The organism is Brevibacillus reuszeri (assembly GCF_002897295.1).
GTDB classification, from domain to species: domain Bacteria; phylum Bacillota; class Bacilli; order Brevibacillales; family Brevibacillaceae; genus Brevibacillus; species Brevibacillus reuszeri_A.
In genome coordinates, this window is the sequence record NZ_BEXF01000011.1 from 161,860 (window position 1) to 177,806 (window position 15,947).

Annotated in this window: 12 protein-coding genes; 1 reads left to right on the top strand and 11 read right to left on the bottom strand. The window is 46.2% G+C overall.

Annotation, left to right across the window (positions count from 1 at the left end):
- Position 1: 1 nt before the first annotated feature.
- The 3 genes from C3B52_RS18865 to C3B52_RS18875 form a co-directional block, all read right to left on the bottom strand.
- The gene (locus C3B52_RS18865; protein ID WP_103107943.1) at positions 2-625 is read right to left on the bottom strand and encodes a TetR family transcriptional regulator; all 624 of its coding nucleotides are present in this window, start codon (positions 623-625) and stop codon (positions 2-4) included.
- Positions 626-822: 197 nt separating this feature from the next.
- Entirely contained in the window at positions 823-1,329 is a 507-nt protein-coding gene (locus C3B52_RS18870) for a hypothetical protein (protein ID WP_103107944.1), read from the bottom strand.
- A gap of 395 nt (positions 1,330-1,724) precedes the next feature.
- On the bottom strand, positions 1,725-2,489 hold the full coding sequence (locus C3B52_RS18875; RefSeq protein WP_103107945.1) for an exodeoxyribonuclease III: 765 nt from the start codon (positions 2,487-2,489) through the stop codon (positions 1,725-1,727).
- Between the two features lie 296 nt (positions 2,490-2,785).
- On the opposite strand from C3B52_RS18875, the gene C3B52_RS18880 reads away from it, so the two are divergent.
- The gene (locus tag C3B52_RS18880; protein WP_103107946.1) at positions 2,786-3,703 is read left to right on the top strand and encodes a macrolide 2'-phosphotransferase; all 918 of its coding nucleotides are present in this window, start codon (positions 2,786-2,788) and stop codon (positions 3,701-3,703) included.
- Between the two features lie 77 nt (positions 3,704-3,780).
- On the opposite strand, the gene C3B52_RS18885 is transcribed toward C3B52_RS18880, so the two are convergent.
- The 8 genes from C3B52_RS18885 to C3B52_RS18920 form a co-directional block, all read right to left on the bottom strand.
- Positions 3,781-4,305: a DUF420 domain-containing protein gene (locus tag C3B52_RS18885; protein WP_103107947.1), complete on the bottom strand. Its 525-nt coding sequence runs from the start codon at positions 4,303-4,305 to the stop codon at positions 3,781-3,783.
- 152 nt (positions 4,306-4,457) lie between these two features.
- Positions 4,458-5,846: an amino acid permease gene (locus C3B52_RS18890; protein ID WP_103107948.1), complete on the bottom strand. Its 1,389-nt coding sequence runs from the start codon at positions 5,844-5,846 to the stop codon at positions 4,458-4,460.
- A gap of 386 nt (positions 5,847-6,232) precedes the next feature.
- Positions 6,233-7,603 (bottom strand): L-cystine transporter, encoded by a 1,371-nt coding sequence (locus C3B52_RS18895; RefSeq protein WP_103108003.1) that lies wholly within the window; start codon positions 7,601-7,603, stop codon positions 6,233-6,235.
- Positions 7,604-7,658: 55 nt separating this feature from the next.
- Positions 7,659-8,837, bottom strand: a complete 1,179-nt coding sequence (locus C3B52_RS18900) for a MalY/PatB family protein (protein ID WP_103107949.1) — start codon at positions 8,835-8,837, stop codon at positions 7,659-7,661.
- 125 nt (positions 8,838-8,962) lie between these two features.
- A complete protein-coding gene (locus tag C3B52_RS18905; RefSeq protein WP_103107950.1) occupies positions 8,963-10,378 on the bottom strand; it encodes an MBL fold metallo-hydrolase in 1,416 nt (471 codons plus the stop codon).
- A 72-nt stretch (positions 10,379-10,450) separates the two neighbouring features.
- Positions 10,451-11,659, bottom strand: coding sequence for an NAD(P)/FAD-dependent oxidoreductase (locus C3B52_RS18910; protein ID WP_103108004.1), 1,209 nt, complete (start codon positions 11,657-11,659; stop codon positions 10,451-10,453).
- 33 nt (positions 11,660-11,692) lie between these two features.
- Positions 11,693-12,475, bottom strand: coding sequence for a sulfite exporter TauE/SafE family protein (locus tag C3B52_RS18915; protein WP_103107951.1), 783 nt, complete (start codon positions 12,473-12,475; stop codon positions 11,693-11,695).
- A gap of 301 nt (positions 12,476-12,776) precedes the next feature.
- Positions 12,777-15,938: a hybrid sensor histidine kinase/response regulator gene (locus C3B52_RS18920; RefSeq protein WP_103107952.1), complete on the bottom strand. Its 3,162-nt coding sequence runs from the start codon at positions 15,936-15,938 to the stop codon at positions 12,777-12,779.
- Positions 15,939-15,947: the final 9 nt, after the last annotated feature.

A 15,947-nucleotide genomic window follows, 5' to 3' on the forward strand; every position in this document is an offset into this window, starting at 1 on the left:
CTTATTTCTCCTGAACGGGCCTAAGCATTTCTCGCAATGAAAATAAAAGAGCCTCGATCTGCTCAGCTACCCTCGTTTTTTCTGGGCCCAAATGTGCCGTATCCAACATCAAACCATCAATAAAAGAGACCAGATAACGGGAAATCGTCTCTGCGGGAAGTCTCGGTTGAAGCTCTCCTTTTTTTGTCCCGCTCTGGAAAAGCACCGTCAGAGTATTCACAATCCGGTCGTAACGAGTCGTACTATATGTAACGCCCTCTTGCTTTTTTGAATCGCGGATTGACAAAAAGTATTCGGAGTTCGCTTGTGTCAGCGTCTGTTCAATTTGGTCAATTTCTTTTTGCTGCTTGTGGACCCAATTCGTTATTTGCTGCCAGCTCGTTTCGTCATCGTTTGGGCTGAAAAACAGCACATCCTGCTGATCCTCAAACTGAAGAAGCTCCATATACAGATGCTCCACATTATCGAAATAGGCATACAACGCGCCTCTTGAGATGCCCGCCTCATCCATAACGTCCTGCATCGTCGTTTTTGTATACCCTTTTGCTAGAAAGACACGCTTTGCCGCTTGCAGCAGCATTGTTTTCTTTTGATTTTTGTAATCATCGCTTACTTTTGGGGACACGGGGTTTCGATCCTCCTTCCGCTTTAAATATACATGAATGTCGTTTTAGGTATTATAAACGACACTGTTGTCGTTTTTCAACTTTTAATAATTGAGGCGTGACAAATGAACAAAAAAAGATGACTCCTGAGGAATTCAGAAGTCATCTCATAACTGCTTAGGTTTCCAAAAAACTTTTTAAAATTATATTTCATCTACTACTCAACATCTAACTCTACAGAAGCCAACGGATCAAGATTTTCGAACTCGGTAATGGAATATTTTGAATTTTTGTTTAATCTGACCGGGCTGTACAAATTAACGACTAAATTATAATCCGAACCATCAATTCCAGCCTTCAATGTACTATTTACTTTAATTGTAGCTTGGTCTCCATCTTCAAAATTCACCCCATAAATCTCAGAGTGGATACCATAGAACAATACAGATCCTGCCAAGTTAGGCTTTGCGCTCTTCAAGCTTTCATCACCGTCAAAAAACTTTGTACCAGGATTAGATACATCTACCCCTGCATCTGCTTGACTACGAAGGCTTGCACTTCCTCCAATAAAGTCATGGACGTTTCCGCTACCTACTGTTTGAAGGCTAAACGCTTCAAATACTTCCGCAAATTTTGCTGGTTGACCATCCTTCGTTAAAACAAGCGTATAGAAAGCTCCATCTGTTGTATAAGTGAAGCTACTTTGCGGCCAATCCTTCTTCACATAATCAACGTTTTCTTGGCCTTGCGATCCAATGTTTCCTGTTATGGATACATTAAAGCCATCACTAACTTTACTTAGATTTGCACTTGCATCGCTATTCTCACCTAACTAACAACATTGCTAGTTTTCGGTCGAGCCTACACCGTACAGGCACCTTTCAGCGCATACGGCGTTCCACCAGAAGTAAGAGCTTTACTAAAATTTACAATGGGCACCATTAATTTACCATAATATTATGAGATTGTAAATGAAATAATAGTCTTATTTACCTATTCATTTATTGAAAATCCAAAACAAAACGATTCAATATAACTAATTAAAGAAATTGTTTTTAGGTACATTTGATTATCCCAATAGAAACTTACATCTTTAATAAAATAAAAAAAGCCCCGGAATTACTTCCGAAGCTCGCCAACCTCCAGCACAACCGGACAATGATCACTCCCCATCACCTGCGCGTCAATCCCCGCACTCACCAGCGATGGAGCAAGTCTTTCTGAGGCAAGAAAATAATCAATACGCCACCCGACATTCCGCTCTCTCACTTTGGGCATAAAAGACCACCATGTATACGCATCCGCCTGATCTGGATAAAAGTGCCGATACGTATCCACAAACCCCGCTGCCAATAAGCGCGTCATTTTTTCACGCTCTTCTGGAGTAAAACCGGAGTTGTTGCGGTTGGACTTGGCGTTTTTGAGATCAATCTCTTGATGCGCGACATTCATATCTCCGCAGACAATTACTGGCTTCTGGGCATCCAGCTCCATCAGATACTTGCGAAACCGATCTTCCCATTCGAGGCGATAATCAAGTCGCGATAGATCACGCTTTGCATTTGGTGTGTACACCGTTACGAAATAAAAATCTTCAAACTCCAGTGTAATGACTCGTCCTTCAGGTTCATGGTCTTCTTCTAGCCCATAGCGTACAGATAGTGGTTTCATCTTGGTAAAAATAGCCGTTCCCGAATACCCCTTTTTCTCTGCGTAATTCCAATATTGATGGTACTCATCGCCGATCTCTACTTCAATCTGCCCTTCCTGCAGCTTAGTTTCTTGCATACAAAAAATATCTGCGTTTGCTTCCCGAAAATAATCGTAAAAGCCTTTATTCACACAAGCACGGAGTCCGTTTACATTCCATGAAATCATTTTCATTATCGCAAGTCTCCTCATCACCATTCGTTCCTACGTAAAATCATATCATATTTAGGGATGAGCCACGCCTTCCAACACCCTCTATCGCACATTCCCTACTGAAAGCCGCCAGAAAACATGGTATACTGACGTTGTTTCTGAAAATGAGGAGGTAACACAATGGGCATCGCATCCATGAGACTTCGTTAAGATCGACAATACCCCATCTCGACTCAACCATTTTGAAATACGCAAATGGTATGGGTTTATTTGTGTTTGTCTGATCATTAACTATTCATGAATGAGGTGTATTTGTTATGTCTACAATCCTTTCTGAAAAAGTTGAACGTATAATCGCGATCGCGAAAAAGAGTGGTATAGAAGTGGACACCGTCACAGTGAAGGCCAATGAATCCGGTTTGGATTTCCTCGCTGTTTTTGCAAGTACGATAGCTGGCGACTCCTGGATATTACGCTCACCGCGCCGTGATGATGTAGTAGAGTCCGCTCGCTACGAGAAACAAGTGTTAGACCTCGTAGCGAAGCATCTGCATGTAGAAGTGCCTCACTGGCAGTTACACACTCCTGAATTTATCGCTTATCCGAGATTAAGCGGCACTCCAATGGCTACTGTCAATCCGGAAACAAATAACTATGACTGGTACCTCAATCCAGAAGCGCTGTCTGATCTCACGCTGCAATCATGGGCTGACGCATTGGCAGAGCTTCACGCCATTTCTCATGATGCTGCCCTGGCATCCGGATTACGGGTCAAGCAGCCAGCAGAGATACGAGAGGACCTCTCCGAAAAGATGAATAAAATCAAACGCGTCTTCGGCGTATCCCAAGATCTATGGGAACGTTGGCAAAAGTGGCTTGCCGATGATTCGTTCTGGCCAAATCACACCGCTCTCGTACATGGTGATCTTCATCCGGGTCATATTCTGGTTGATGAAAAGGGAAAGGTAACGGGGCTGCTGGACTGGACGGAAGCAGAGGTAGCTGATCCGGCGATCGATTTTACAGCCTACTGCCTGTTGTTTGGAGAAGCTGCCTTGGTTGATTTTATAAAACGATACGAAAAAGCAGGTGGCCGTATCTGGCCGCGTATGCATGAGCATATCATCGAATTGACGGCTGCGTTTCCTATCAATCTTGCCCTCTTTGCCTTGAAATCAGGGCTTGAGGAGTTCATGACCATGGCACAGCAAGCACTGGGTACCCATGAGGGTTAAACAATAAAAACCACCGTCTCCAATCTATTGCTACGTGATTGGGGACGGTGGTTTCCTTTTTTATTCCTGCAAGCCTATCAATAATACGGAGAGATCATGATGTACACAATCACGCCGGTCGCGCTGACATATAGCCACATCGGCATTGTCCAGCGGGCAATCTTTTTGTGTCTGTCTACTTGCATGTTTAAGCCGCGAGCGGTCGTAATCAGGGCAAATGGAACGATAATCGCGGACAACAAAATATGCGATAGCAAAATGAAGTAATAGATCGGCCGCAAAATGCCCTCTCCACCGTAGGAGGTGCTCGGTGCCATCCCATGATAGACCAGATAGGAAATCAAGAAGACAGCCGTCGTGCTAAAAGCTGCAAAAATGTATCTGCGGTGAAGCTGAATATTTTTATACTTGATGATCGAGACAAGCGCGGCAACCAGAAACACAAATGTAAAGCTGTTCATTACAGCGTTCAAAAACGGCAAGAACGTCAAGTCGATATGACCGAAATCGTTATTCTTCGGCATAAAGTACATGATAGCAATGATCGTGTTAATCGCTATGCTCAGAATGACGATTGCTGGCGTGTAGTTTCGTTGTTTCATCTGTATACTCCTTTTTTCTCTGATCATTTTAGAGTATAACCGTGGTTCCTACAAACCAGCAACCCAAGCAGCCTATCGGTCACACAATGATTACATTTTCACGTTCAAAGACTTTTCACAGACGCTACTTCCTTTTATGTGGCACTCCGACCTTACTTGCTTTCTTCATCTGTATGAGCGAGATCCATTGGAACCGCTTTGCCCACGCCAAAGGCGTAAAAGCTGACCACTACAATCCCGAGGAAAACAATCCCCGCAATCAGTGAAATGCGCGTCTCATCATTGATCCACATACCGACTAATACCATCAGCAAAAAGGCAATCGTTACGTAGTTGGTCACTGGTGCAAAAGGCATTTTGAATGGATGCTTGTCCAATTCGGCCCCTTTCGCTTTTCTAAAATTGATTTGGCTAATCAAAATGACAAACCACGGAACCATACCAGGAAGTACACTTGCACTGTACACGTACACAAACAAATTTTCTGGAGCGATGTAGCTTAAAATAACCCCAACGCCCAAGCCTATCAGAACACCAATCGTTCCGAGCAGAGGCACACCATTATGAGACAGCTTCGTAAATACTTTCGGTGCCTGTCCATTTACTCCCAATGTGTAGAGCATGCGCCCTGCACTGTAAATCCCGCTATTACAGCCGGACATCGCTGCCGTAATGATGACAAAGTTAATGATCCCCGCCGCTGCTGTAATACCAATTTTCGCAAAAGTGGCAACGAACGGACTGCCGATCGTTTGCAATTGATCCCATGGATAAACTGTAACAATGACGAAAATCGCGCCAATGTAGAAAATCAATATACGCCAAATGATGCTTTGAATTGCACTCGTAAGCGTTTTCTTTGGGTCCTTTGCTTCACCCGCTGTAATCCCGATAAGCTCGACGCCTTGATAGGCACCGATGACTAATGATAGCGCAAAGAAAAATCCAGTCCAGCCACCGGTAAAGAAACCGCCATTCGCCCACAGGTTAGATAATCCGATTGCATTTCCTCCGTTACCAAAACCAAAGAAAATCAGGCCCAAGCCAGCAATAATCATTAATACGATCGTAACGATTTTAATCATCGCAAACCAAAACTCAAACTCACCAAATGATTTCACAGAGAACAGGTTCGCTGCGCCTAGAATCACCATCGCTATGATCCCTGGAATCCAGGCAGGCAAATCCGGAAACCAATATTTCATATACGTCCCAACTGCAATAATTTCGGACATCCCGACGACTACCCACTGAAACCAGTTGCTCCAAGCCGTCATGTACCCAGCCAAAGGATGAATGTACTTATGGCCAAAGGTCGCAAATGATCCGGTACTCGGTTCTACGTACAGCATTTCTCCCATTGCTCGCATGATAAAAAATATAAAAATTCCTACAATTGCATAAGCAAGCATGACGGACGGACCAGTCCATTTAATCGTACTTGCCGAACCCATAAACAACCCAACACCAATGGTTCCGCCTAAAGCAATCATTTGAATATGACGTGCTTCCAGGCCTCTCTTTAATTCTTTGTTTGCCACTGTTGCCCTCTCTTCCTCTCTGCTGCTTCTAGCGGTATTTTAGGAAAGCTGTCGAAGCGGGGCTTCATCACTCTAACACAATGAAGCGTAAACCTATTTCGTTTACCAAAAAACGTTCAACTACCATCTTCCTGCACTTCTTAGTAAGTATTCCTAATCGTTCGTAAGACTATTCTTTCCTTCCGTCGATCCGATTTACTCCTGTAGCACTCGTTTATTGTAGTATGTTTCTTTGATAATAACAATTATATTAATTAGAATAATAGTTGGAAAATCTATATTTTCTGTCTATATAAAATATATTACAGATAAATTTTTTTCTCCTTACTTGGCAATCGAGAGAACGCAAAAAAGAGCGTTAACGTTTGTACGCTAACGCTCCTTGCTTACAGGTTTTGCAACGGTGTTACCGCTTCTTGGGCAGGGGCAGTATTCCTGTACACACTGGTATCCAACTGCTTGGTGACCTTGCTCGTAATTAATCCTGCTGTCATGCTTCCACTTACGTTCACGGCTGTGCGTGCCATATCGATCAGTGGCTCGATGGATATTAACAGCCCAACCAGAGCAACAGGCAGGTTCATCGTGGACAGCACAATCAGTGCGGCGAAGGTTGCGCCTCCACCAACACCTGCAACCCCAAAGGAACTGATGGCTACGACAGCAATAAGCGTCAAAATGAAGGACAAGCTCGTGGGATCGATCCCTGCTGCAGGTGCCACCATGACTGCAAGCATCGCCGGGTAGATTCCCGCACATCCATTTTGTCCGATAGAAATTCCGAATGAGCCTGCGAAATTTGCGATTCCTTCTGGAACTCCCAATTCTTTATTCTGGGTTTGGACGTTAAGTGGCAAGGTACCTGCACTGGAACGCGATGTAAAAGCAAAGGTCAGAACAGGGATGACTTTCTTTACGTAGGTGACCGGATTTAAACCTGATAACGTAATCAGAAGCAGATGAACACCAAACATGATGAGCAGAGCGACATACGAGGCCAATACAAACTTGCCAAGCCGCCAGATGGCCATCAGGTCACTTGTTGCCGCTATTTTTGTCATGAGCGCAAGTACCCCATATGGAGTCAACCTCAGAATCAGGGTCACTACTCTCATAATGATGGTATAGAGAGAATCGGTAATTTTCGCAAACAGTTCTGCTTGGTCCGGCTTTTTCCTTTTAACCCCGATATAAGCCATTCCTAAAAAGGCAGAAAAGATAACCACAGCAATCGTCGAGGTCGGACGTGCCCCGGTTAAATCGAGAAAGGGATTACCAGGCAACAGCTCCACCAGCTTTTGTGGTGCAGACATATTTTCGAGATTTCCTAGTGTATTGCCGATTTTCTCAATCTGGGCAGACTCTTTTGCTCCTTGCTCCAGCTGGAGGGACTGTAAGTCGGCCGCAATCGACGCGCCAATGCCGATGGCCGCTGCGATCGCTGTAGTGCCAACCAATAACCCAATGATCAAGCCACCGATTTTGCCGATGTTGTGCGAGAGAGTTGCTTTCGTGAATGCGGACAGGATGGATATGAATACGAGTGGCATGACGACCATTTGCAGTAGCTTGATATAGCCATTCCCCATGATATTAAACCAATCAACAGACAGTCTGACTACCTCAGACCCTGACCCATACATAAATTGCAACAAGAGGCCAAAAACAATCCCTAAACCAAGTCCAGTAAACACCCGCTTGGAAAAGGACACGAACTTCCTTTGCATGTATAGCAAAATCAAGATAATGACTGCCATGCCTAAAAGATTTAGAAGCACTTGATAGATCACGAGTGTTCCCCCTTTTCACGATTTATTTATATCTTTGCTGGATAGCTCTAGCCATTCGATTAAGCCCCTCTTCCAAGACAGACCTTGGGCAAGCAATATTCACCCTCGTAAAGCCTTCGCCTCCAGGCCCGAATTTATAGCCCTCGTCAAACGCCACCTTGGCCTCTTGTCGAAAGAACTGTTCAAGCGACTTTGCATCCATTCCCAGTTCGCGGCAATCCAGCCAGACCAGATACGTCCCCTCCGGTTGAATCACTTTGATTTCCTTCATGTGAGTTTGGATAAAGTCTGTCAGGAAAACGAGATTGTCTCCCAGATACGACATGCATTGATCCAGCCATTCATCGCCGTGCCTGTAAGCGCTTTCTGTCGCTACAATTCCAAACGTGTTTGATAGATTCAGGTGAAGCTGATCCAGCATTTTTGTAAACGTCCTTCTTTTCTCTTGGTCCGCAATAATCATGTTGGACATTTGCAGCCCAGCCAGGTTAAATGTTTTGCTCGGTGCTGTACATGTGATGGACCCTAGCGCAAATTCCTCCGAGATGCTCGCGAATGGGGTGTGACGGTATCCACTGTGAATCAGATCGAAGTGAGCCTCATCTGATACAACCAGTATGTTATGCTCGGCACATATCTTGCCCAATCGCTCAAGCTCTTCTCTTGTCCAAACCCTGCCGACCGGGTTATGCGGATTGCAAAGGATGATCATTTTTACAGCAGGATCGATTTTTCTGAGCAAATCATCGTAATCCATCTCATACCGACCATTTTTGAAAACAAGTGGATTGTGTACCAGCTCCCGGTTATTCTTCTGCACAACATCCGGAAAAGGATGATACACTGGCGGTTGGATTACTACTTTGTCTCCCGGCTCCGTAAAGGTTTGAACGATCATACTTAAAGCGGTCAAAATACCTGGACTGCAGCGTATCCATTCTTTTTTGATCTGCCATTGATGCCTGCGTTCTACCCAATCCACAAAGGACTGGAAGTAGTCGGACGACCTCGCTGTATAGCCAAAAATCCCATGCTCCGCTCTGCTAACCAGCTGCTCAATGACAGGTGTCGGGCAGCGAAAATCCATGTCAGCTATCCACATGGGCAAAATATCTTTATCACCAAACAGCCGCTCTGTTTTATCCCACTTTAATGAATCCGTGTTCAACCGGGTATGGACTTGTCCAAAATCGTACTTCATGCTCTCTCTCCTCCAAATCCTATCTACTTTTCTTTAGAAAAATGGCACTCTAATAAACGGAATTTTCAAAACAAAATTTCCCGCTGCCTCCAGACTATGATGCTCCTCTGGAGGCAGCAGCTTCCTTACTTTGTGATCGGCAAGCCTTGCTTCACCCACTCGTCATAACCACCAGTCAGGTTGCGCACATCCTTGAAGCCGTTTGCTTGCAGAAAGCTCACGCCAATTGCCGATCTTCTCCCTGATTTGCATTGAACCAGAATCGGCTTGTCATGCGGCAGCTCCTGCAAGCTCATCGGCAGTAAGCCAAGCATAACGTGCTTCGCTTCGGGGATATGCCCCTCGGCTAGCTCTTTTTCATAACGGACGTCAAGAACATACAGCTCTCCTGTCTGTACGTGATCATGGACCTCCTCAGGCGCTACCTCTTCATAGCTCACAAGCTTTGAATCGTCAGCCAGCTCGAAGACACTCAGGTCCATTGCGCCAGCCACCTGATCCATTCCAATCGACTGCAGATCCTTCACAACAGCAGGAACGGACTCTTTTCCGGCCAACAGGTAGATTGGCCGTGCATAGTCCAGCAGCCATCCAGCCCATGTGGTGAATGATTGGTCATACGGGATGTTGATAGTGCCCGGAACATGCTTTTTGGCGAACATTTTGGCTGGGCGCGTATCCACGACAACCCCTTGCCCCGTCCATGTGTCAACTACGTCGATAGAAGCCGCTGCATACTCTGAAGCCGCTATCCCCTGTACGAGCTGCGGACCTTCTTTATTCAGCTGCTTCATCATCGCAAAATAGGTTGGCGGCTCAGGCTGGCCCACCAGCAAGCTCTGGATAAACTCACTCTCATCATCATGCTGTAGTGCCCAATTCATGCGTTTTTCATAGCCTACTGTCGATGACTGGACAGCCCCTATCGCCTTGCCGCACGCGCTACCTGCCCCATGGCCAGGCCAGACCTGCAAATAGTCAGGAAGCTTTTTAAAGCGTTGTAATGAGTGAAACATATTGCGTGCCATTTCTTCGGATGAACCACTTACCTTTGCTGCTTTTTCCAAAAGGTCCGGGCGCCCTACATCACCGACAAATACAAAGTCTCCTGTAAAAATGCCAATCGGTCCATTCGCGGATGAGCCCCCATCCGTCAATAGCAGCGCGATATGCTCTGGCGTGTGTCCCGGCGTATGCAGCACCTCGAATGTGAGATTGCCAATGTGGAAGGTGTTCCCATCCTTTAAGAAATGATGCTTATATTCATGTGCGTATTGGTAGCGCCAGTCAGGTCCACCTTCATCCGACAAATACAAGATGGCTCCGAGCCTCGACGCAATTTCCCTTGCTCCGGAGAGAAAATCCGCATGGATATGCGTTTCCGTCACCCCAACGATCTTTACACCGTTAGCTTTCGCTGCACGCACATACTGCTCGACATCGCGCGCCGGATCAATCACGATTGCCTCACCGGTAGCCTGGCATCCCACTAAATACGATGCCTGAGCCAATTTCTCGTCATAGAAATACTTGAGTAGCATAAGTCAGCCTCCCTTTTTCTTCACTTAGCCCCGTGAACCCCGATCAGCAGCATTATTTTGGGGAGGGGTGCCTTACATCGTTCCTTTGAGCATGCCCTTCCAATACATCAAAGGAAGCATCTCCTTTTTCAGCCAATACATGCTTCGTCTTTCACGGGATTGATCAAATGGAAACGTCTCTTTTGGATTCATATCATAATCAAATTCAGCCAGAATCAGCTTTCCGTAACCCGTCACGAGCGGGCATGAAGTATAACCGTCATATTTGCTGCCAACCTGCTTTCCGCCTATCAAAGATAGCAGGTTTTGTACGACGACCGGCCCCTGCTTGCGTATCGCAGCACCCGTTTTGGAGGTTGGCAAATTCGTGCAATCTCCCACGCCAAACACGTTAGCAAATCGCTTATGCTGCAGTGTATATTTATCTACATCGAGCCAGCCATCGCTAGCCGCAAGCGGACTATGCTTGATAAAATCGGGAGCGCTCATCGGCGGCACTACATGAATCATGTCGTAGGGCAGGATCACCTGCTCATTCGTATTCAAATTCTCAAAAACCGCCTGTTTTTTATCACCTACAATTTCAATGAGGTTATGCTTAAATTGTGTCTCAATTTGTTTACGTTCGATGACCTTCTGCAGGGCGTCGGCATACTTTTTCACCCCGAAAATGCTCGCCCCACCAGAAACAAAACGAATGGAGGACTGAGAGCGAACACCGGATTTGCGGAAATAGTCATCAGCCAGGTACATGATTTTTTGAGGTGCTCCGCCGCATTTTACCGGGGTATTGGGATTGGTAAAAATTGCGGCTCCTCCTTTGAAATGGCGGATATTGTCCCAGGTGCTGTCAACATAATCGTAGGAGTAATTGCTGCATACTCCATGCTTTCCGATACTCTCCTTTAGCCCTTTTACCTTATCCCAATCGATTTGAATCCCGGCTGCTACAACCAGATAGTCATAGTACAGTTTTGTCCTAGAGGCTGTGATAACGGCATTTTCACCCGGCGAAAATTCAGCGACAGCATCCTGCACCCAGATCGCACCGCTCGGAATGACTGCTGCTTCCTCCCGTTCTGTAACGTCCTTCTTGACTGCTCCTGCACCCGCAAGTGTCCATAACGGCTGATAGTAGTGCTTTGTTGCGAAATCGACGATCGCAATCTTTCCAATCAAATCTTGTGATTTACGAAGGAGACGTGCTGCCACTGAGATGCCTGCGCTTCCTCCACCTACAACCACTATTTTGTAATGAATCCTCTGATTGTGCTCTGGCATTTCCATTCACCTCATCCTCCATACATATAGCCTTTACAAGCTCAAGGCTTGTGCATTAATGAACAGCATGTAAATAGCAACAACCATTACTACGCCAGAGAATACATATTGCAGGGTCCTTTGCTGTTTGCTTAATCGCTTGGCTACGAATACACCCGCTATCCCGCCAATGATTCCACCCCCAACAAACTCAAGTGCGATCAACCAGTCGACCAGCCCAGACAAACTGTAATTCACTGCCGTTGTCAGCCCAAAGGTTCCAACAGACAGCAGCGATGAACCGATTGCCGCAAGCATAGGCATCTTTGTAGCCAGGATGAGGCCAGGGACAATCAGAAAGCCTCCCCCAATACCAAAAAAGCCGGATAACACTCCCACCAAAAGAGCTATGACGACAACCCGCAAATAATGAACCTGATTGTTCGCGCCATCTTGCTCATCCTTCTTTTTCTTCGGGATCGCCATTCGGACAGCCATGACAATCATCAAGATCGCAAATAAGAATAGTAGTTGTTTTCCAGGTACCAGCTTGCCGATAAATGATCCGATAAACGCTCCAATCGCGCCAGGAATAGCAAAAGCTACAGCCATTTTCCAGCGGACGTGACCTGCTCTGGCGTGTGGAATGAAATTCGCGTAAGCATTTACTGCAACAGCGAAAGCAGATGTCCCAATGACGACATGCGGATCCTGCACCCCAACAACATAAAGCAAAAGAGGTGTTGCAAGAATGGACCCGCCACCACCAAGCAAACCTAGAACAAATCCGACAAGCCCACCCGAAACGATCGCGAGAATCACTTGCATCGCTGTCATACCTGCGCATAGTCCTCCCTTCTGAGTTGCTCGCGCTCTTATAAAGCAAGCATCGTGCCAATTCGATTTTTCCCGTTACATAGCGATTTCTCCAACTTCACTCCATACAAAATTGTCACTATTGAAAACAATAATTTGTGGAATATTCAGTCATCACTTGAGTTTGTGCCGCTTTCAACCTTGATAAGCTTTTTTGCACACTTGGAAAAAGGCTACAAACAAGCACAAGAAAAAGCCGAGGAAGTCCGGAACGGTGTCCTGATTTTCCTCGGCTTGTCTTATTGCTGATAGGTTTTTAGCTCTACCAGATGCGATCTGGTATCTCAAACGACACCGTCGTCCCTTCTCCAGGCTTACTCATAATGGACAGGCCCTTTCCGTACGTTTGCGTCAGTCTGCGATTCGTATTAGACACCCCGATCCCTCCTTTATCCTTCATGGACAAGTCCAGGTTTTGCCTTACCATCGCTTCAGGCATGCCATTTCCGTCATCCTTGACCTCAAGCAGGGTGAGGTCATTTTGCCGGACGATACGTACGTGGACGGTTCCTCCCTCGCTTTTTGTCATGAGACCATGCCTAATTGCATTTTCAACCAACGGCTGAATCGTGAGTGGAGGAATGAGAAGCTCGATGTTCGGCTCCACGTCCCACACGACCGTTAACCGGTCGCCAAATCGCTCCTTTTCGATGTAGAGATAGGCTTGAACAAGCTCCAGCTCATGGGAAAGCGGTACCTGCTCACCTGTATTCAAAAAGTCAAAGCTGATATGCAAAAAGGATGTAAACGCATCTCCAAGCCTGCGCATCTTCTCTGTATCAATTTCACTTAAAGCCATAATGGAGCTGAGCGTATTGAACAAGAAATGCGGATGGATTTGTGCCTGCAAATAAGCTGCCTCCATGCGCAGTCGCTCATCTACTGTTTGCTTCAGCGTAGTTAGTGACCAGACACGGTATTTCAGCTCTAGTCCATCTACCGGCTTGCACACATAATCATTAGCCCCAGAAAGATAACCGGTATAGATGTCTTCCGCTTGGCTGCGCGCCGTCAACAGCAAGATCGGCAGCTCAGAAATAGAGAAATGCTCCCTCACCTTTCTCGTCAGCTCGTAGCCTGACATATGCGGCATCATGACATCTACAATGAGCAAATCCCATTGCTGGGTAAAAAGCAAATCCAGCGCTTCCTTGGCTGACGTGCATGTCCTGATGTTGTAGTTCGCTGAGGAGAGCATGCGATCCAGTACCTTTAGGTTGATCGGATCATCATCGATGGCCAGTATGTTTGCTTTCTTTTCCACAACCGAATAGGAATGCGCTGCTGCTTGCAAAACGGGCCATTCATTTAATGTATCCCGGCTTTCGCTCTTCGGTTTCGTCAACCCTAGCTCGCGCATATCACTCTTTTGGCTTGAGGAGAGCTCTGCTTCTGACAAATCATCTGCTGTTGCGAGTGGAAGCCGGAAACCAAATACAGACCCCTTCCCCAGTTCAGACTGGACACTCAGCTTGCTGCCATGCAATTCTACCAGCTGCGTACTGATAGCGAGTCCCAGTCCGATGCCTCCTCCATCGCTCATCCCTTGTGCTCCCTGCTCATACGGCAAAAAGATGCGCGCTGTGGTTTCCTCGTCCATCCCGATACCGGTATCCGATACATAGATCGCCACCTGACCATCCACCATCTCAGCGGAAACCGTTACCGACCCCTGCTCCGTAAATTTCAGTGCATTGTGTATGAGATTGAACAAAATCTGTACCAAACGCTTTTCGTCTGCCAGAATGCGAGGGATCGTTTCTGGAATGTCCATCTGTAACTGGACTGGCTTGCCGGTGACCGTATGCTTTAGCATGCTGATAATCCCCGAAACAACAGATTGAATATGCAAGGACTTTTTATGCAGCACAATGTGTTTATCCTGCAGGCGAACGACATCTAGCAGATCATCGAGCAAATGCGACATTCTACGGCTGATCGTGATGAGCAGTTGCATGTCCTCTGTGCTCCGACTCGCCATGGCATGCTTTTCATTGTTGACGATCGTCTGGGCGATATTCATGATACCGTGCAAAGGAGTTCGCAGCTCGTGAGACGTGTGGGCGAGGAACTGGTCCTTTAGCTTGTCAGACTTTTTCAGTTGCTTAGTGAGCTCTGCCTTTTCCTCTGAATTGCGGAAATACCGCTTGAACCAATACGCAGAAAAGCTGATAAGGGCCGCGAGAAGATCAAGTGGATAAAAGAAGTACTTGATATTCACAAGCTGATAATCCATTAATACGCCCCAGACTACATTGGAAAAGATACCTGTCGCCGCAATGAGCAAAAACACTGCGTCATTCTGATTTTGAGTCACCATTCTGCTAATCAAAAAAACGAACCAAACCAGTGGCACAAAATAGAGCAGATTAAAATAGGGAGGAGTCGTTAAATAGTGGACCCACTCGGCTGTTGACAGCATAAGAATGAATGAATAAAGACCAAGTAAAAATAAATACGTTCGAAACAGTCTTAGAGATTGTTTCCCTTCCGGCTCGGAAAGGTTTCTTACCATCAAAATTAACAGCAAGGGCTGCCATATGTAGACAAGCATCTCCACCTTGATCGCCCACGAATAATTGATCGGAAACCAAAGCAGCAGCAGGTTGTCATAGTTGCTCACGGTCTTTATGCCCACGCAAGAAAGCAACAGGAAAAATACCAAAAACTCTTTTCGACGGGTGTTAAATAAAAACAGGATAGCTGCATACAGGCCATGAAGCAGGAGAATCAGAAAGGTAGCGAGCTGAAAACCGATAGAGTACCACCTGGTATTATCTATAGCTGCCTGTGACCCGAAATAAATCGACCTGACGATCCCTCCATCTCGCGGACTATCAAAGTTAGCACTTCGGATGAGCACTTCCATTTCGTTGGCGTCGCCCGCATTGTAGCTAGGAGTATATGATTGGTCTACCGGTTTATACTCTTCTGCTGAAGCCCCGACAACCCCTGAGCCGCCTATTACCTCTCCGTTCACTTCTATAGAGGAAGCTGCCTGTATTTGCGGAATCCAGAACATGTACGGCTGATTAATCGGATGATCTAGCAAAATTCGCAGCCGATACGTACCGTACCCATATGATGAGGTAGAGTCTTCCGAAAAACCGCTTCTCCAGTCACCAGGCACCTGAACAAAGCTGCTTGCAGGACGTGATGGCTTCTGTAAGTCTTCATGCCTAACAAAAGCCTCCGGGAAAAACTCCCATTTTCCATCCAATGCGATAGCCGGCGATTTTTCAAAGTCCCATCCTCGCAGGTCGAGTATGCCTTGACTCGCCCCCTGATGCTCCGGATTCATATTTGCCGTATACCAAAGCCAGCGTAGGCCAAGCAGAAAGGCTAGGAACAAAAGAATTATGACCGCTTGCTTAGCTATAGATGAAGTCACATATCGCGTGATTTGGTTTCGTAACATTCTCATAGTAAGCCT

What these genes read in the sequence shown, in the direction of transcription:
- C3B52_RS18875 (WP_103107945.1), bottom strand. Translation starts at nt 2,489, where the DNA reads ATGAAAATGATTTCATGGAATGTAAACGGACTCCGTGCTTGTGTGAAT.
- C3B52_RS18880 (WP_103107946.1), top strand. Translation starts at nt 2,786, where the DNA reads ATGTCTACAATCCTTTCTGAAAAAGTTGAACGTATAATCGCGATCGCG.
- C3B52_RS18885 (WP_103107947.1), bottom strand. Translation starts at nt 4,305, where the DNA reads ATGAAACAACGAAACTACACGCCAGCAATCGTCATTCTGAGCATAGCG.
- C3B52_RS18895 (WP_103108003.1), bottom strand. Translation starts at nt 7,603, where the DNA reads ATGGCAGTCATTATCTTGATTTTGCTATACATGCAAAGGAAGTTCGTG.
- C3B52_RS18900 (WP_103107949.1), bottom strand. Translation starts at nt 8,837, where the DNA reads ATGAAGTACGATTTTGGACAAGTCCATACCCGGTTGAACACGGATTCA.
- C3B52_RS18905 (WP_103107950.1), bottom strand. Translation starts at nt 10,378, where the DNA reads ATGCTACTCAAGTATTTCTATGACGAGAAATTGGCTCAGGCATCGTAT.
- C3B52_RS18910 (WP_103108004.1), bottom strand. Translation starts at nt 11,659, where the DNA reads ATGCCAGAGCACAATCAGAGGATTCATTACAAAATAGTGGTTGTAGGT.
- C3B52_RS18915 (WP_103107951.1), bottom strand. Translation starts at nt 12,475, where the DNA reads ATGACAGCGATGCAAGTGATTCTCGCGATCGTTTCGGGTGGGCTTGTC.
- C3B52_RS18920 (WP_103107952.1), bottom strand. Translation starts at nt 15,938, where the DNA reads ATGAGAATGTTACGAAACCAAATCACGCGATATGTGACTTCATCTATA.